Annotated in this window: 12 protein-coding genes; 4 read left to right on the forward strand and 8 right to left on the reverse strand. The window is 62.4% G+C overall.

Features of this window, described 5'->3' with window-relative positions:
- Positions 1–399: 399 nt before the first annotated feature.
- The 4 genes from PLL20_12890 to PLL20_12905 form a co-directional block, all read right to left on the reverse strand.
- Positions 400–1,971, reverse strand: coding sequence for an oligosaccharide flippase family protein (locus PLL20_12890; protein HPD30887.1), 1,572 nt, complete (start codon positions 1,969–1,971; stop codon positions 400–402).
- A 31-nt stretch (positions 1,972–2,002) separates the two neighbouring features.
- Positions 2,003–2,680: a CpsD/CapB family tyrosine-protein kinase gene (locus tag PLL20_12895; protein HPD30888.1), complete on the reverse strand. Its 678-nt coding sequence runs from the start codon at positions 2,678–2,680 to the stop codon at positions 2,003–2,005.
- A gap of 8 nt (positions 2,681–2,688) precedes the next feature.
- Entirely contained in the window at positions 2,689–4,350 is a 1,662-nt protein-coding gene (locus PLL20_12900) for a hypothetical protein (GenBank protein HPD30889.1), read from the reverse strand.
- A gap of 99 nt (positions 4,351–4,449) precedes the next feature.
- Positions 4,450–5,259 carry a tetratricopeptide repeat protein gene (locus PLL20_12905; protein HPD30890.1) on the reverse strand — a complete coding sequence of 270 codons (810 nt, stop codon included), beginning with the start codon at positions 5,257–5,259 and terminating at the stop codon, positions 4,450–4,452.
- A 203-nt stretch (positions 5,260–5,462) separates the two neighbouring features.
- Here PLL20_12905 and PLL20_12910 point away from each other — a divergent pair, with 203 nt between their 5' ends.
- The 3 genes from PLL20_12910 (at position 5,463) to PLL20_12920 (ending at position 8,922) form a co-directional block, all read left to right on the forward strand.
- Positions 5,463–6,959: an AMP-binding protein gene (locus tag PLL20_12910; protein HPD30891.1), complete on the forward strand. Its 1,497-nt coding sequence runs from the start codon at positions 5,463–5,465 to the stop codon at positions 6,957–6,959.
- Positions 6,960–7,361: 402 nt separating this feature from the next.
- On the forward strand, positions 7,362–7,805 hold the full coding sequence (locus tag PLL20_12915; protein HPD30892.1) for an ACT domain-containing protein: 444 nt from the start codon (positions 7,362–7,364) through the stop codon (positions 7,803–7,805).
- A 295-nt stretch (positions 7,806–8,100) separates the two neighbouring features.
- The gene (locus PLL20_12920; protein HPD30893.1) at positions 8,101–8,922 is read left to right on the forward strand and encodes a hypothetical protein; all 822 of its coding nucleotides are present in this window, start codon (positions 8,101–8,103) and stop codon (positions 8,920–8,922) included.
- A gap of 25 nt (positions 8,923–8,947) precedes the next feature.
- On the opposite strand, the gene PLL20_12925 is transcribed toward PLL20_12920, so the two are convergent.
- Complete coding sequence (locus tag PLL20_12925; protein HPD30894.1) at positions 8,948–10,261, reverse strand: hypothetical protein; 1,314 nt, start codon at positions 10,259–10,261, stop codon at positions 8,948–8,950.
- A gap of 24 nt (positions 10,262–10,285) precedes the next feature.
- A complete protein-coding gene (gene tilS, locus PLL20_12930; GenBank protein HPD30895.1) occupies positions 10,286–11,761 on the reverse strand; it encodes a tRNA lysidine(34) synthetase TilS in 1,476 nt (491 codons plus the stop codon).
- A 401-nt stretch (positions 11,762–12,162) separates the two neighbouring features.
- Between tilS and PLL20_12935 the strand changes: the two genes are divergently transcribed.
- Complete coding sequence (locus PLL20_12935; protein HPD30896.1) at positions 12,163–14,049, forward strand: GxGYxYP family putative glycoside hydrolase; 1,887 nt, start codon at positions 12,163–12,165, stop codon at positions 14,047–14,049.
- A 169-nt stretch (positions 14,050–14,218) separates the two neighbouring features.
- Here the strand turns inward: PLL20_12935 and PLL20_12940 are convergent, their stop codons facing one another.
- Positions 14,219–15,508: a Gfo/Idh/MocA family oxidoreductase gene (locus tag PLL20_12940; GenBank protein HPD30897.1), complete on the reverse strand. Its 1,290-nt coding sequence runs from the start codon at positions 15,506–15,508 to the stop codon at positions 14,219–14,221.
- Between the two features lie 139 nt (positions 15,509–15,647).
- Positions 15,648–16,760 carry a Gfo/Idh/MocA family oxidoreductase gene (locus PLL20_12945; GenBank protein ID HPD30898.1) on the reverse strand — a complete coding sequence of 371 codons (1,113 nt, stop codon included), beginning with the start codon at positions 16,758–16,760 and terminating at the stop codon, positions 15,648–15,650.
- Between the last annotated feature and the right edge of the window lie 6 nt (positions 16,761–16,766).

Here is a 16,766-nt window from a genome sequence, read left to right on the forward strand (position 1 = left end):
ATCCTCCACCCGAAGGCCGGGTGCCATGCCCACGGCTTTGCGTGGGCATGCGCCTCCAAATGAACCGCTCGGCCCGGAATCCTTTCCGGGCCGCACTCCTCGCGGAATCCCTTCCGCATTCGGCATTCATGACGACGCCAATCCTCCACCCGAAGGCCGGGTGCCATGCCCACGGCTTTGCGTGGGCATGCGCCTTTGAATCCTTACGGCCGGACATCTGTGGGGTTCGCGCGCATATTGCCGGTTTACGCGCGCTTGGCCTGCGGCCCGCAAAAAGACGGTCCGCCTTAGGATGAGCCCCCACTTGCTGCTGAGCCTTTCGACGCGCTCAGGGCGAACCCAGGAACGGGGCACCCGCACATAGTCCGCCTCAATTCATCCTTCATCCTTTCTTCAGCCTCACATCCATCCAACGAGCTGTGAGAGAATCTGTCTTGCCGTGCCGTGGCCGGTGGCGAGGAAATCGCGGATCTGACGTTTCTCCTCATGGTTGAGAATCGCGGTCGTCCCGGCGGCCAACAGGAGAACAAGACCCATGACCGGCACCATCAGCGGGAGCGGCAGGGCCAGGACACTGGCGGCCGCCAGCAGCAACCAGGTGCCGAAATCGAACGGCCGCTTCTCCAGCTTGAGCAATACCAGGCAGGCAAGCATCGCGGGCGTGATGCCCAGGACACCGGCCCACGCCGCCGCCAGGATGGCCGCCTCGTCGGGCAAGCCGGGCTGAACCAGCCACTTGCTCAGCGCGACGGTACATAGAAGCCCCAGGCACCATGGAACGAAGACGTGTCGCGTCTTCTCGATCAAGGTGAAATGAATAGTCTGAAACAGCAGGTACGACCACAGAACGTAGTTCAGCAGCGACGGCGTGATCGCGGCCTGGCCGATCGAGTACGACGAAGGATAAATCATCACCAGCAATCGGGCCGAGACGGCCAGCACTGCGGAAAGCCCCAGAAGGACCAGGGCCGTGGCCTTGAATCCCAGCAGCAAGAGCCGGTCGGCCAGTTCCCGCCCCTGGGTCTCCCAAGTCTTGGTGACCGACGTCTGAACCACCGTCACCACCGCCAGAGCAATGACCAGGACCGCCTGGGCCAGCAGTCTCATGGCCGCGAAGATGCCCGTCACCTCGCCCTCGCGGCCGCAGACCTTGTGCAAGTACCAGACCGGATAGTACTGCAAGGTCTGCCACATGAGCGCCGCCAACGCCGCCCAGATGCTGAAACGAAGCATTTGCCCAAGCAGAGCCCGGCCGGATTCCGACAGCGGCTCGGGCTGATCGGCGGCCGAACCGATCACCCGCACCAGGCAAGGGGAGAACAACAACACCGTCCCCAGCACGCTGGCCGCGTAACAGATCAACATCGCCTGAGCGCTCTTCCATCCGAACAAGGCGATCACCACCGCCACCACCGTGAATCCGACCTGATAGACCGTCTCGATCGCACTGATCGCGCGGAACATGCGCAGGCCTCGCAGGATGCCGAGCATCAGGAAGTAGAGCACCAGGCAAAACGTTGCTGCGACGGCCAAGTGGCCGATCAGTGTGACATCGAAACCGGCCGGCAATCCGCCGGCCTCCGGCATGATTTCAAACAGGAAGCGGCCCAGCGGACCGGCCCCCAACCACGCCAGGCCGCAAACAACGAGGCTGATCAGCATCGCCCCGGCCAGCGCCCTGGCCAGAAACGCCCGCAATGCCCCGCGAGTCTCGTATTGGGGCACGTAACGAGTCATCGCCTCATTGAAGCCGACACCCAGCAACGGATGCAGAATCGAGATGGACAACATCGCGATCTGCAACAGGCCGTATTGGCTCTCGCTGATCAGCCAGGTTAGCACAACGCCCCGGATCAAACCCATGAAGCGCGAAAGCATCGTGGCCGGCAGGTAGAAGCCCAGCGAAGCCCCAACGCCGTCGGGTCTGAAAAGAATCGGTTCGCGATCGGATTGAGCCGCAAACAAGTTCATCGCCGATCGTCGGGCTCCGTCAAAGAAAGCATCAGTCGTTAAGAACCGCACCGACAAGCCGCGCACCCGCCCGGTCGAGTCTGAACCTGGCTTCCATAACAGCTTCGCGATGCGTTGTCCCCGCCCTGATCACCAGGAGCACTCCATCGGCCAGGCAACCCAGTTCGGCAGTGAGGTCATCGACGTTCACGGCAGGGGCATCCAGGAGAATGTAATCGTAATACGCCCGCAGATGATCGATCAGTTGCCCGGCGACGGGCCAAGGGAAAGGACAAAGGACGCTGCCGTTAGCACATCCGGCCGGCAGTACGTCGATCGCCATTTCCTGCGTCTGAATCGGCGCTTCCTCGATCGGCAATCTGCCGGCCAGCACATCGGCCACGCCCTGCACCGCAGGAATCCGAAAGAGCCTGCCGACCATCGGACGCTTGAAATTGAAATCGACTACGGCGATCCGTCGATCCGGGCAGATTGCCGGGCCTGCCAGGGCCAGTCCCGTGGCGATCTGCGAAACGCCCTCGCCCCGCTCGGCGGCCGTTACCATGAGACAATAGCCTCCCGACCGGTCAGACGCCGGGAACAGCGCGGACCAGAGAGAACGCAAGCTCGGTAATGCCGCGGGGGCAACGCCCGGTACGATCGCTCCGGGCACGGGCGGTCGGCCGTTGCGAACCACCGCGATCGCGATATCCCAGCCTTTTTCCCTCATGCCCAACCTCAGGCAACGATCCGGTTGCCTGATTTCCTGATACGTCCCACCACCGAGAGCTTCACGTGTCGCTCCACCTCGTCCGGCCACCTCAGCGTGCGGTCCAGGAAATCAGCCGCAACCGCATACGCAAGGGCCAACACAAACCCGACAATGCAACCCGTCAACGCCGCTTTCCACGGGCTGGCCAGCAGCGCCCGCCGACCCGCATAATCAGCCGATATATCCACCACGTGCAGGACGGCCGTCGGCAGCCGCTCCCACTGATCCTTCATCGCCTGGGTCTCGTCGAGCCATGCCTGGAAATAGCGTTTCCGGGACGCATCGAGTTCCTGGGTCAGCTCTTGATAGCGGCCCAGCTTCCCCGTCAGACGCTGGAGCTGACGCTCGGCGGCCTCGAGGCGCTGCTGCAGCTCCGTCTGACGAGCGGCCATGCCGGCGATCGAGACCTGCAATTGCGCCGCCTCGCCGATCACCTGCGTCAGGATCTGACGCCGAGTCCGGGCCAGCTCGGCCCGCTTGTCGGCGATCCCCATGTACGCGGGGTTGAATTCGCTGCGAAGCCGGTTCAGATCCTGCAGCAGTTCCGCTTCGCGGGTCTTCAGTCGGCTCAGGACCACGTTGCGATCCAAAGCCTCTCGCGGAATCACCTGCGCGACATCGGCCAATATCGGGTCGTGGTCTGGCAAATGCTTCTCGTCGATTCTCGACATGTCGGGACCAATGAGCTCCCCCTCGTCACTTCGCCGCCGAGCGCCGTCCCACAAGGAGGCCGGCAGCGCTTCGAGCAAGAGCCGGCGCAGGTTCCGGGCCTCCGCCCGTTGCGTATCGAGCGCGAGCAGTTCCTGTCGCACTCGCTTGATGAAGACCGGAAGATCAGCCTCTTCGGCAGAGCGGCTCAGTTGCTGGAGATGAACCAGATCGGCCGGCGACGTTAATTCCTCCTCTACGAACCGGCGCATGGCATTCTCGGCGGGAGCCAGTTGATCCGGCCTCAGGCTCTCGCGCCGGAGGCGAATGAAATCCGAAGCTTCCTGAGCGGCCCGCATCTGGATTTCCTTCAACCGATCGCACGCCATTTGCGACAAACAGTCCGCTACCAGCCTCACGTCTCCGCGCCTTACCGGCCAGGATACCGACATCTTCACGACGTCAAGCAATCCTTGCGACCCGCAAGGCATCACGTCGACTCTTTCGGACAATCCGGCAAGGCCTGCCAGGATCATCCGGCCGGTGACCTCGTCGCGACGGAGGCGTTCGGCTTCGGCATCCAGTTGACCCAGGGCCTTGGAAAGGGCTGCCCATGCCTCGGGCGAATGGGCACCTTCCCACTCGTGGCGTGCCTTTCGCCATTCGGCCGCCGCCGGGGAATCGGGATAACTTACCACGAGCAAAGTGCGGCAAAGGACGGTGTCCGAACGAAGCAGGTCGAGATAGACCGTTGAGAAGGCGGAGCGGTCGTCACCAGCGGCCGCCTCACTCGATGCCGGGGCTGCCCCCAGCGTTCTGACGGCCAGCGTGATCGATGCCCGGTCGGACCACTCGGCCAGGAAGCAGACGGCCATGCACGCGCCCAACGTCGCGAGGAAAAGGGCACCCGTCCCGATCGGCCGTACCATCAATGCACGACCGATTCGCAGCAAGAACCGGGTTGTCGCGGACTTGGGCATAGCCCCATAACCCCTCGGGCAGGCCGCCGTCGGAAGATTCACGATTCGGCAGGGCGCTGACCGCCGGACGCCTGCCCCCTGCCCTAACCAGTTTAACCGCTAGGGAATGATATTGGCATCGGGCACGATCGTTCTGATCCGATTGAGCGCTGCCACGGCGTCCTGGTAGGTGCGATGCCGGCCGGCCATCACAACCCAAAGCACCCGGCCGCCCGACGGCTGATTCTCCATCTGGACAAAATCCAGATTACGCGTGCGATACGCCTGGACCGCCCGTTCAGCATTCGCCGCGTCCTGATAGGCCCCGAGCTGAATTGCGAAGTACTCGTGCTGCCAGCCGGCCATCCGGCGAGCGTCTGCGGCAATCGGGCTGCTGGGAAACCGATGCAGAATCCGGGCAAAGTACTGGGTTGCTTCCCGCCATCGCCCGGCCCGCCGAAGGGCCGTACCCGCGTAGAAAAGGACCTGGTCGGCCGGCGGCTTGTCTTCCAACCTCGGCACCACTTCGACATAGAGATCCGCGGCCTTGGACCATTGCCCCATCTGGAAGGAAACAGCCGCCAGCGAGATCTTGCAGCGGATGATGACCGCGTCGTTTCTGCTCGATGCGATGGCCTGCTCGAAATCCGCCGCCGCCCCCTTGGAGTCATTCAGTTTGCTGCGGCACAGTCCTCTCAGGTAGTACGCCTCACCAATCTCGGCGGCCTGACCAAAGTCTTTGATCACCGGATTCAGCCTGTTGATCGCCTCCGAGAACCGATTCTGGTCGTACAGCCCCTTGGCCTCGATCAGGCTCTGACGTTCCCGCGGCCCGAGTTGGGTGCAGCCGGTCAAGAGAACCAGCAGAACTCCAGAATAAAAGGCCGTTTGAGCCGACCGCCCGCACATGCTCTGTTTGAAGCTGTTCATCGTGACCTCATCCGCATACGGCGATGATCATGGCGATTCCGCCCACGCATTCTAACCACATTCAAGCTTTCACGGCAGCGCTCGGCCGCTGCCCGATCAAAACAGCTCACCGACGTTCTCCATCGTCCGACTGTGGACGCAGGCCGCACGACATGATAGCATGCCTGCGTCTTCACAGCTCGCCAACCCGGAGCTCGTGCGTCATGGTCATTGAATCACTCCTGGATGCCGCCGGTCGGTTTCCCGCCAAGACGGCAGTCATCGACCCCTTCCGTCGCTTGAGTTACGCCCAACTGACAACCTTGGCAAAGGTGATTCGCCGTATCGTTCTGAAGGAAACCGCCTGCCGGCGGGTCGGCATCCTGCTGCCGGGCAGTTCCGCGGGAATGAGCACGCTGCTGGGCGTGATCTGGGCCGGACGGACCGCCATACCTCTGAATTTCCTCCTTCAGGCCCGCGAACTGACCTCGATCATCGAGGATGCGGACATCGACCTTGTTATCGGCACCCGCTACTTCGAGTCGATCCTGGCAACGCTCCCCATCCGTACCCTCTATATCGAACAATTGGGCCTGCCTCGCCGCTATCTTTGGGAAAAGCTCAGACCAACACCGGAACCCCCGCCGGTTTCACCGGACGACACCGCGGCGATCGTCTACACCTCGGGCAGCACCGGACGGCCCAAAGGCGTCTGTCTGAGCCACGCCAACTTCGAAAACAATGTACAAGCGGCGATACGTCATCTTCAACTCGACCCCGAAAACCATCTGTTGGGCGTGCTCCCGCCCTTCCACGTGTTCGGCCTGACGATCCTCAATCTGCTGCCCGTCATGCTTAGGGCCACCGTCACATTCATCCCCCGGTTCTCCGCCCAGGCGGTCTACGAGACGATTGCGGCAAACCCCGACATCACTCTGTTGCTCGCCGTGCCAAGCATGTACGCCGCCATCGGTCGACTGAAGTCAATCGACGCCTCCAGATGCCGCGGCATCAAGATTGCCGTCAGCGGCGGGGAACCCCTCCCTCGCAAGATTTATGACTTGATGCTCGAAAGAACAGGAATCCGGCTGATGGAGGGCTATGGCATGACCGAGACTTCGCCGGTGATTTCCTGCGATCTTCCCTCTGCGCATCGTGTGGGCTCCGTCGGTCTGCCGCTGCCGGGCGTCGAGGTCCAGATCCGCAACGAGAACGGTTGCTCCTTGCCGGCGAACCAGACAGGCGAACTCTACGTCCGCGGTCCTTCCGTGATGAAAGGGTACTACAACCGGCCGGAAGAGACGAAAGCGGTCATCGACAAGGACGGATGGCTGCGAACCGGGGACATCGTTCAGATCGCCGACGACGGGCACATCACCATCACCGGCCGCAGCAAGGACATAATCATCGTCGGGGGCGAAAACGTCTACCCCCGCGAAATAGAAGCGGTCCTCGAACAACATCCCGCCGTCCAGGAAGCCGCGGTCGTCGGTCAGACCGACGAGATGCGGGGCGAGGTGGTCGTCGCCTTTGTCATCCTGAACGGGTGTTCCCAGGTTACGGGGGCCGAGTTGAGAGCGTTCTGCCGCGACCACCTCGCCGGCTTCAAGGTGCCGCGGGAGATCTTTGTCCGGGACAGCTTGCCCCGCACCCCGAGCGGAAAAATCCTCAAACGCCAACTGATGGCGACCTTGGCCGGCCGCCGCAACGACGACGCGTAGAATCGGTCGCCACAACTCGCTGCACACGTGCCCGAACCGACGAGTCCTTCGTAGACCGTTTTTTCATTGGCCTTTCGGCGGCACCCGGTTATAATAGATCTGTGAGCATCTCAAGACGTTCCAAAACCGCAAGCATCTGCGCCCTGACAACAGAGAGGTCCGCTTGCGCTCCGCTCATCACCGATTCAGCCGCCGTCTCCATGAACAACCCCACCCTGCCGGCAAAGCTGCCGGTCAGCCGGGGAACTACGGTGCGTGCAAGGCCGCGACAGCATATCACAACCGGCACGTCGGGCGGTGGTGGCCCATCGGCCGGCCGGCCGGCGACGAGTACGGCGGTAACGAGCAGTCGAGGGCGACCGATGTGTGTAACATGCCCCACATGACGACAGGAGGTGTGCGATGGAACTGGTGACACAGTTCTCCGTGTTCATGGTTAACAAGCCGGGCGTTCTGGCCCAGGTGACACAACAGCTTGCTCAGGCCAAGATCAACGTCCTGGCAATGACCGTCATGGACTCCAGCGAGCACGGCGTCTTGCGGCTCGTGACCGCCGACGTTGAGAGAGCAAGAGTGGCCCTCCGCAAGCTGAATCTGCCGACGATGGAGACCGAAGTGCTGATGGTCGAGATGCCCAACCGACCCGGCGCCCTGGCCGACATCTGCATGCGGTTTGCCAACGCACACATCAATATCAGCTACGCATACTGCACGACCGGAGGCGCGGGCGGCAAGGCACGAGCGGTCTTCAAGCTGGCGGACACCCGCAAGGGTCTCAAGGTGCTTTCGAAACCCGAGCCCAAACGCCGTGAACAAAACCACCGTCGGCTGATGCTCCGAAGATAGGTTCAACGACACCCGACAAGCTGCAACCGCAAATAAGAACGTCCACCGAGATGACAGGATAAGCCGGCACCAGCGACGCCGGCTGGGTTGGAACTCCGCTCACCGCACGCCGTATGGCGGCATCAGAAACAATGTATGCCACCGTCCCATAATGCCGGCCCCGCTGAGCGGCCCAAGCATATCGAAAGAGTCATGAGGACTGCCGAGAACCCCCCTCGCTCCAGAACCTCTTTCCAACCCTTGACCTTCCGTCAATCCGAGGCATAAAAACAGCAGGGTTCAGGGGAAAGAAGCCATGAGGGATACGTACAGGTACTCCCTGCTGCTCACGCAGAGGGGACAACGATACACGCTGGCCTTGGCGGCGCTGGCCTTGGCCGCAGGCTGCTCCAATTCAAGCCGGGATTTCCGCCCCGAGGATCAATTCGGCAGGATCTACTACATCGACGGCGCCGGCAACTGGGGTTTCGGCCAACTGGCCGTGCCGCAGGGTTTGCGCGAGGCCGGATATCGCGGCCGCATCGCAACCTATCGCTGGTCGGCGACGCTCAATCCGCTGCTCGACCAGACCGTTTTCCGGGCCGTGGCCAGAGCCCAGGGCAGAAAGCTGGCTCGGGAAATCGAGCATTATCTGGCAGAATACCCAAACAATGAGGTTCACCTTATCGCCCTCTCGGCAGGGACGGGCGTGGCTGTCTGGGCGTGCGAGCATCTGACCCCCCCGGCCAAGATCGGTAATGTGATCCTGCTCAGTTCGAGCCTTTCGTCGGAATACGAGATGAGCAAAGCACTGGCCAATGTCCGGGGAACCATTTTTGTCTACTATTCCCCAAATGACGGAGTACTCGGCGGGCCGGTGCAAGTACTGGGCACGATCGACGGCGCATTGGGCTCCCACCCGGCCGGATTAGTCGGCCTGCGAGGTCTGTCGTCGAAGATACGCAACATCCCATGGACCCGCCGCTACGAAGCCTATGGCTGGACAGGAACGCACGTCAGCGCCGTGCACCACGATTTCGTCAGGCACGTTCTGTCGCAGCATGTTCTTCCCGAGGCGCAAATGCTGACCGCCGAAGTCGCGCATCTTTCAGGGACCGGCGAGGCCTCACAACAGTGAGCTTTTACGGAAAGTACCGCCTTCCTCACCGAAGGGGCGATGACGGCGTCCGACCCCCTACCGGACAACCGCCGCGTAGAACGGCAACAAGCCGAACCAGACCGGCCGCTGCCAGGATCGTGACAAAAGGCATTACCGGCAAACGATACCTGACACTCCCCACATAGACCATGTGGAGCAGGGTGAACGCGGCTACCGGCAACAACAACACCATCCACGCCCCCACTGCCCGGCGGTAGCCCCACCACCCCGGAAAGGCCGACAGCAGGATGCAGATCGTCCACAGGGCCCCTGCCAGCCCCGCAGCGCTGCCGCGATAGTTCTCAACATTGGGCCACGGGCTCCAGGTCCGCCGGAATTTGGCCCACGCCAGCCGAACCGCCCGTCCAGGATCCTGCCGGATTGCCGACCATGCTTGGTTGCGGAAGAAGCGGTCCCACTCAACCTCGCTCAAGCCCTGCACCTGCGGCATCGTCTTGGTGTGTGCCAGATCGCTGGCCCCCGTCGCTTGCGACTGAAAACCATCATAGAGGGAAATGCCGCCTCTGGTCGTCAACCATCGCCACTCTCCGATCACCCGGCGATTTCTGGCCGCCCAGGGGCTCAGCCCGACCGCCACAAGAAGAAGCACCGACACCGCGGCCGCCAGGCCCTGCCGGTCAAATCCCCGGGCAAGCACAATCGCCACGGCAACCGGCGGAACCAGAACCACCGCCGACGGTCGCAACATCAGGCACAGCCACAACATCAGGCCGGCGCCGATCACCGGGGCAGGGCTAACCCTGCGATCGCGGCGGCAGAGCGACAAGACGCACGTCCATGCCAGTGCCAACGCAACCACAAACAGCGTCTCGGTGAGCAGCAATCCGGAGAAGAACACCAGGAACGGATCGATCGCCACCGCCAGACCGGCAAGCACCGGTACCGCCGTGCGCGAACCGGCTTGCTCTGACACAAATCCGGCAAGCGACAGCCACCCAGCAGCCAGAATGTACACGACCGGGGCAATGAACGCTCCCAGAATTGCTTGAGTCAGTCGAGCCCAATAAGACCGACCGGGTGAGAAAGCGTCGGACCCGTCCGCGAACAGAGCCAGGAACGCCGGATAGCCCGGCATGTACGTAGCTCGATAGCCGAACTCGTCCACCAAACCGTCACCGGCGGCCAGTGATCTGGCCACATCCTGATAGGCCTTCTCGTCAGGGTATTCGTGCCCAGGAGAAGCCGGACCGCCGTACCGGAAGCACACCCATCCGGCCCGCAGACCGGCGGCGATCACGAACAGCACGATCAACCAGCCCCATCGCCGCATTCGTGAGCCGCAGGCTGCATTATTCATCACGTTGGCCCATTGGGGACTCGCTCAATCACGCGGAGCGGACAACGGCCGGGCTGAAAGACGCATCACTCGCCGCGTTGCTTCAGTCAGACGAACGCGATCGTCGATCCGCAGCGGCACCACCCAAATCGGACCCAGCCGATCACACAACAACACCGTCCGCTCTCGCACGTCGGCGTCAATCTTCTCGTCAATAAAGAAATCCGACAACTTCTTCAGCTCGCTCATCCCGAGCGGCAAGAACCGGTCACCGGGACGGCGCAACCGGGCGATCAGCGGAGGATGCACCTGGTCGGCGTCGATCCACTCCTCCCAGGACACCTGCCCGCGCGAGGCCGCCGTTCGGATGTGCTCGGCAATCAGGCTCTGATCGGCAAGGAGGGTCTCGACGCTCAACTCGATGCCGAATGGCAACAGCGAAGTCCTGCCGTCAATGCCTACGCGTATCTCGCCGGGAACCGGTGCCACTCCCGCAGGCTCCGCTTCCAGTTGCAGCACCAGGCGATCGTATCTTCTGAAAACACGCAGGCCGCCGGGCAGGTCCATCGCCTTGCTGCCCTCCGTTTCCTCCGCCATCGCCGCGACAGCGGTCAGATGCGAATAGCCGATCTCCGCCTCGCTGACTCCCAGACGCAACATCGCCTCACGAATCAGTTGTGTTTTGATGAGGCGAGGTTTTCGAGCCAGCGACGTGCTCAGTAGCACGATCTGCCGATCGTCGCGCTCGACGATCATCGACTCAAGCATCCGCCCCGCGGTTTCCGTCAGATACTCGTCCACGTCGCGGGCTTGCTCGCCCAGGCGAACAAGTGCCTCGGCAACCTGTGGATTGATCGAATCTCGCAGCAACGGCAGTATGTCATTGCGAATACGATTGCGCGTGTAGCTGTCGGCGTCGTTGGTTGCGTCATGGCGGAAAGGCAAGGCGCGGTCGCGAACGTACTCCTCGATCTCACTCCTGCGAAACGACAACATGGGTCGGACCACCTGAATACCGCTGCCCGGCCGGATCGGCCGTGAGCCCCGGATGCCGGCCAACCCCCGCAAACCGGTACCCCGCACGATTCGATGCAGGATCGTCTCGGCATTGTCATCGGCGTGGTGCGCCAGCACCACCGTGCCGGCTCCCGACTTGAGACACACCCGCTCGAAAAACTCGAAACGGCATCGCCGAGCAGCCTGCTCGATGGAGACGCCGTCTTGGGAAGCCCGCGCGCGAACATCGGCGGTTCCAACCGTGCAGTCCAGAAGAAGGCCCTCGGCCAACTCGCGCACGAACCTCGCATCCTTATCCGCCTCGGCTCCGCGAAGCTGATGGTTGAGGTGGGCAACGTGAATTCTCAGACCCCAGCCTCGCCGGTTCAATCCACACAAGAGATGAAGCATCGCCACCGAGTCTGCGCCGCCGGATACCCCCGCAACAACCGCTGCCCCCCGAGGTACCAAGCCGCTTCGCTCGGCATCCTGGGCAAATCGAGATTCGAGATCCTCGACAGCCATGGTCACAGCCACTCCAACGCCCGGAACGCCGTTGTCGGCTCACCACCCGGCACCCCGCTGTCATGACCCCGCTCCGGGGGGCCGACCGCGGCTCTCCCCGCCGTGTTGACGGGGCTCAATGCCCCTCGCGGCGATGCCCGCCGACGAGCCTTGGGACAGCGAAAACCGCTCGTCATCATCCGATACGGCTCCTCAGCCTGTCAGAACCTATCCCAAAACCTGGATGGGACCGGCTTCCAGCCGTCGGGGGTTCGGGATAAGCTTTCATCTCGAAGGCGCAAGCGTCTCGACATAACGGACAAGCTATTTTATACCTCCAAGGAACCGGTTGCCATAACGGTCGCTGCAACCTGCCTTTGTGCCCCAATGCGGCGCGGACGCTTCGCGGGAGGAACGAGACGATGCTGTCAAACGCAGTATTGCTCGCCATCGGCTCGCTCGGATATCTCGCCGGACCATTCACCGTGTACGACTTGCGATATGCCCTGCGATTCAACGCACAGAATCCGCAGGAAGTGGCCGCCGCGTGGGATCACGTTCACGCCGTTGCCACGCTCCAGGGCATCGTGAACCGCGAGGAGGCCAACCTTTACATTCTCTTCGTCGAGTCCGGCGGCAGGTGCATTGACGAGTATTGGCTAGGCCGCATGTCGGAACCCGGCCAGTGGCTTGCCGGACGCACGCGGGCAATGGTTCCAGACCTTGGGGCCCTGATCGACAAGTATAAGAAGCTCGTCAAAGGGGCCGTCGTCTACGACCCCGCCGTCCCGGCCACCAGCAACCTTGCCTCAACCATCGCCGGCGTCGAGAACCTCATCGCCGTCCGCTACGACCCTTCGCCCAACAGCCTCTACAGCCGGCTCATCACTTCGGGTCCCCGTCTGCCGGTCGTCAGGCGCCTGCTCAACGAGAACGGTTCATCCATGTTCACCGGTCAGGGTAACATCCCCGGCACCGACCAGCCGTCCACCGGCAGCGCCAAGTGCGACGCCTATCTGTGGCTCAAGCACCACTACATCGACACCGGCAAGGTCGAAGCAGGTTATGCCGGCTACTACATCGACTCGTTCTGGCAGAAATGCCCGACCGCCGCCGGCCCAAACCAGCACACCCTGAGTAACCATGACTTCTTTGTTGCGAAGAAGGCCTTCTTTTTTGACTTGAACGTCTGGGCCGACGAAACGCCGATCGATGACCGTGCCCAGAAGCCCGGTACCGATCTCCAGACGTTCAAGGCACTCCTCCGGAGCGCCTATGACCGGACAAGCGGGCGGCAGATGCTCCACATCGGAGGTTTTACGCCCTGGGCCTTCAAATACACCAACGCGGGCAAAGCCGGCGGCACGCACGAGCCCGTTCCCACGGAGTGGGAAACGGCCAGACTGATCGGGGCCTACAACGCCTTCATCGACGCCGATGCCCTCGGCAGTGCCGCGATGGCGAACGCGTCGTTCTATGCGCATTTTCCGCTGAACAAGCGGTATCCGCAGCCGTGGGTCACCAAACAGCGGCTTATCAACCGCGGCCTGCTTCAACCGAACGGACAGGTCAACTTCGACGGGCGGCAATTCGTGATCTTCTACGTCGGGGACTTCGACTCGGCCGCGTGGCTGTACCAGTTCGTACCCGTGGTCTGGGACCATCCGGGCCGCGGCAAGTTGCCGCTCATGTGGTCCATCAGCCCGGTGCTCGAACGTCGCGCAGGAATGGCCATGGACTACCTCCGCCGCACGGCCACGCCGAACGATTACTTCGCCGCCGCCGACAACGGGGCCGGCTACCTCAACCCGGGCATGCTCCAGGAGCCGCGAGACATCTCCGGGTTGCCCAGCGGCCTGGACCTCTGGGCTGAGCACTGCACTCCGATCTACGCCCGCTGGGGTATCACGATCACCGGCTTTATCATCGACGGCTACGCTCCCGGCTTGAATAAGGACGGCCTCGATTGCTACGCGAAGTTCAGCCCCAACGGCATCGTCCCCCAGAAGATCCCCGCCACCCTGCTGCACGGCAACATGCCGGTTCTGAGAGCCGGTTATGATCTGGGCGACAATGCCGAACGGGCCGCGCGAACCATCGTCGGACGCGTCGCCAGGCGAAGCGTGCCATTCCACTGGTTCCGAGGCATTCTGAAATCGCCGGATTGGTACATCGAAGTCTACGACCGGGCCCGCGCCGCCAATCCGAAGATCGAGCTCCTCGACGCCCCTGCCTTCTTCGAACTTTACCGCGCCTGGCTCAAATCAAACCCCCAGGCCGCCGCCGGCAAGATCGACTGTGAGAGATAAGTCTCTTGCCCGAAGGCGCACGTCGGCAGGAAGCCGGCAGGCAGACTGGTCCGCGCGCAGACGCTGCCTGCTTGTGATCAGAGAGCAAGCATCTCCGCGCAAGGCCGTGGGCAGGGCACGCGGCAGCGATGAGCCGACAGGGGCGCCCCCCCTCCTTCTGGTTTATTCTTCAAGCTCGCCTCACCTCGCGCTTGGCCTTGTCGTACACGACCTTGCAGTTCAGGTCCCAGGCCAGGTCGCCCAGAGCGACTGCAACGCCCTGCTTGTGGCCGAGATCCATGTCGGCGTTGGGCCGGCCGTTGTTGCGGATGCAGTCGAACCAGTTCTTCACGTGGGCGGCGCCGGGATACGGCGGATCGACGGTTTCTCCGAGCAGTTTGTGGGCCTCCAGCTTGTTGTTCGTGCCCTCGCCTGAAACCAGCGGATTGCCAGGATGGTGGCCGAACCGGGTCTTGACGCAGCCCTTCTCAAACATGAACACGGTCGTCTCATTGTCAATCTCGCTGCCGAAGTGGCTGGTGAACTGGGTGTGGAAACCCTCGGCGTAGTCCAGCATGACCATGGTCTGGTCCGGGGCGGTGCACTTCGGGTCGTTCGTCGGGGCATAGCGGCCGCCCCAGGCAACCGCCGACAGCGGATAATCGCATCCGGTCACGAAGTGAACGAAGGTGATGAAATGCGTCATCCAGCCCCCGATCGTGCCGCTCGTGATCTCCTTGTATCCCATCCACTTCGCGCACATGTTGGCGTCGAACGGGCGCTCCGGCCGGTTGTACAACCAGGCCTTCCAGTCGGTCTCGGACACGGTTGCCGGTCCCTGGTAGTGAGCCCAGTAAGGAACATAGGCCGTCTCGGTCGACTCGACGCGGAAAAGCTTGCCGAGTTTGCCCTCCGCGATCAGTTCCTTGATTGCCCGAACGGCCGGTGAGCTGACGCCGTGCGTGCCGTGCTGCACGACCATCTTCGAGGCTTTCACGACGTCGTAGAGCCTGTTCAACTCGTGCAGGTCAACGTGCAAACCGATGATCGGTTTCTCGACGTAGACATGCTTGCCGGCCTGGACCGCGTCGATGGCCTGTCCGGCGTGCTGATGATCCGGCGTGGCAATGACCACAGCGTCCACGTCGGCGTCTTCCAGCAGCTTGCGATAGTCGGCATAGGCCTTGGGCTTGATCCCGAGGATCTTCTCTGCCTCGGCCGGGTAACTCTCCCGTCGTTGCGTCCAGATGTCGCCAAAAGCGACCAGGGCAAAGTTGTCGCCCGAGCCCTTGGCCATTTGCTCGACGATGAACCGGCCGCGATGACCGCCCCCGATCAGGCCGAGATTGATACGCTCGTTGGCCCCGATCACCCGGGCAATACTCGCTGCGTTCAACCCCAAGGAAGCCGCACCGGCCACCGTCCCACCCACCAGCCCCTGCCGAATGAACGAACGTCGCGTCAGTCTGCTGTCTATCATGTCGCGCTCCTGTGTCGGGTTCTTTGCCTCTTTCACTTCGCGCCCGGGACCGCACGGCGGTCCGTGGCAAGAGTGGATTCTAACGACAGCCGCACCTTCCGCCAATCCACCCGTTTCCGCGGACAAGCGGGACAGCCGCTTACAACGCAACGGTCACTCGCCGGTCCGCTGAGTCGCGTGCCTTGAGGGCGACCTCCGTCGCGCGGAAAGGATCCTCCTCACTCAGAAAATGGGGACGCAACCCGCGGAGGCTCTCGACGAAATCAATGAAGATGTTGTGACTCTCGTCGGAAAGCGGCAACTGGGCAGGGCCCTGTTCATCGGTGATGAGTTCGCAGAAGGTCGTGTTGGTGATCCGCACCTCGACCACGCCCCTGGAGCCGGCCACCCGAAGACGATCGTCCCCGTGACTTCCGGCCTTTGGCGGCCGGAAATAGTCAAACGTCAGAGTCGCCTGCCCTCCGTTGCTCATGTCAAACAACAGTGCCCCGCAATCCTCGCACTCAGGATAATCCTTGTGAACCTTCACCGCCTGGCGGGCAGTGACGGAGGTGAAATCCAAGCCGGTGACAAACCGTATGAAATCGATGGCATGAATGGCCACCCATGGAATGGAACCGCCGTAGTTCTTGCGGAGCTTGAAATACCACGGACGCCCCTGGCCCCAGGCGTAGGATTTCTGGGCCGAGATCAGCAGCGGCTCGCCGATCGAACCCTCCTGGACGGCTTTGTGCGCGGCCATCAGGCCGGGATGAAAACGCATCGCCAGCATGGCGGTCACGCGGACTTTCGCGCGGTCCCGCTCGGCCCGCAGGGCGTCGAGATCCTCAAGCGTCGACGCCAGAGGCTTCTCGCTGATCACGTGACAGCCTCTCCTGACGGCTTCGATACTCACTTGGCCGTTGTGCGCATACGGCGCGAAGGCCGCGACGATGTCGGGCCTCACCTCATCGAGCATCTGCCGGTAGTCATCGAATATCCTCGTGTCGGGGTTCCAAACCGGCTTCTCCTTGAGCTGCTCGACCGGTTCGTCCGGAAACGACCGGGCAACGGCAACCAGGCTGCACCCTTCCACCTTCGGGATGCCTGTAACGATATCCCCAAAATGGCCCTGCACGCCCACCTGAGCCACCCGTAACGCCTTGAACGCTCGATCCGTCGCTGCTTGCCTGGCTGATTGTGCCATGCTTGTGGTCATCCCGGACACCATCGCCACCGCACCTGAAACGAATTCCCGGCGAGTCATCATCATACCTCC

The sequence above is a fragment of the Phycisphaerae bacterium genome (assembly GCA_035384605.1).
GTDB lineage: Bacteria > Planctomycetota > Phycisphaerae > UBA1845 > PWPN01 > JAUCQB01.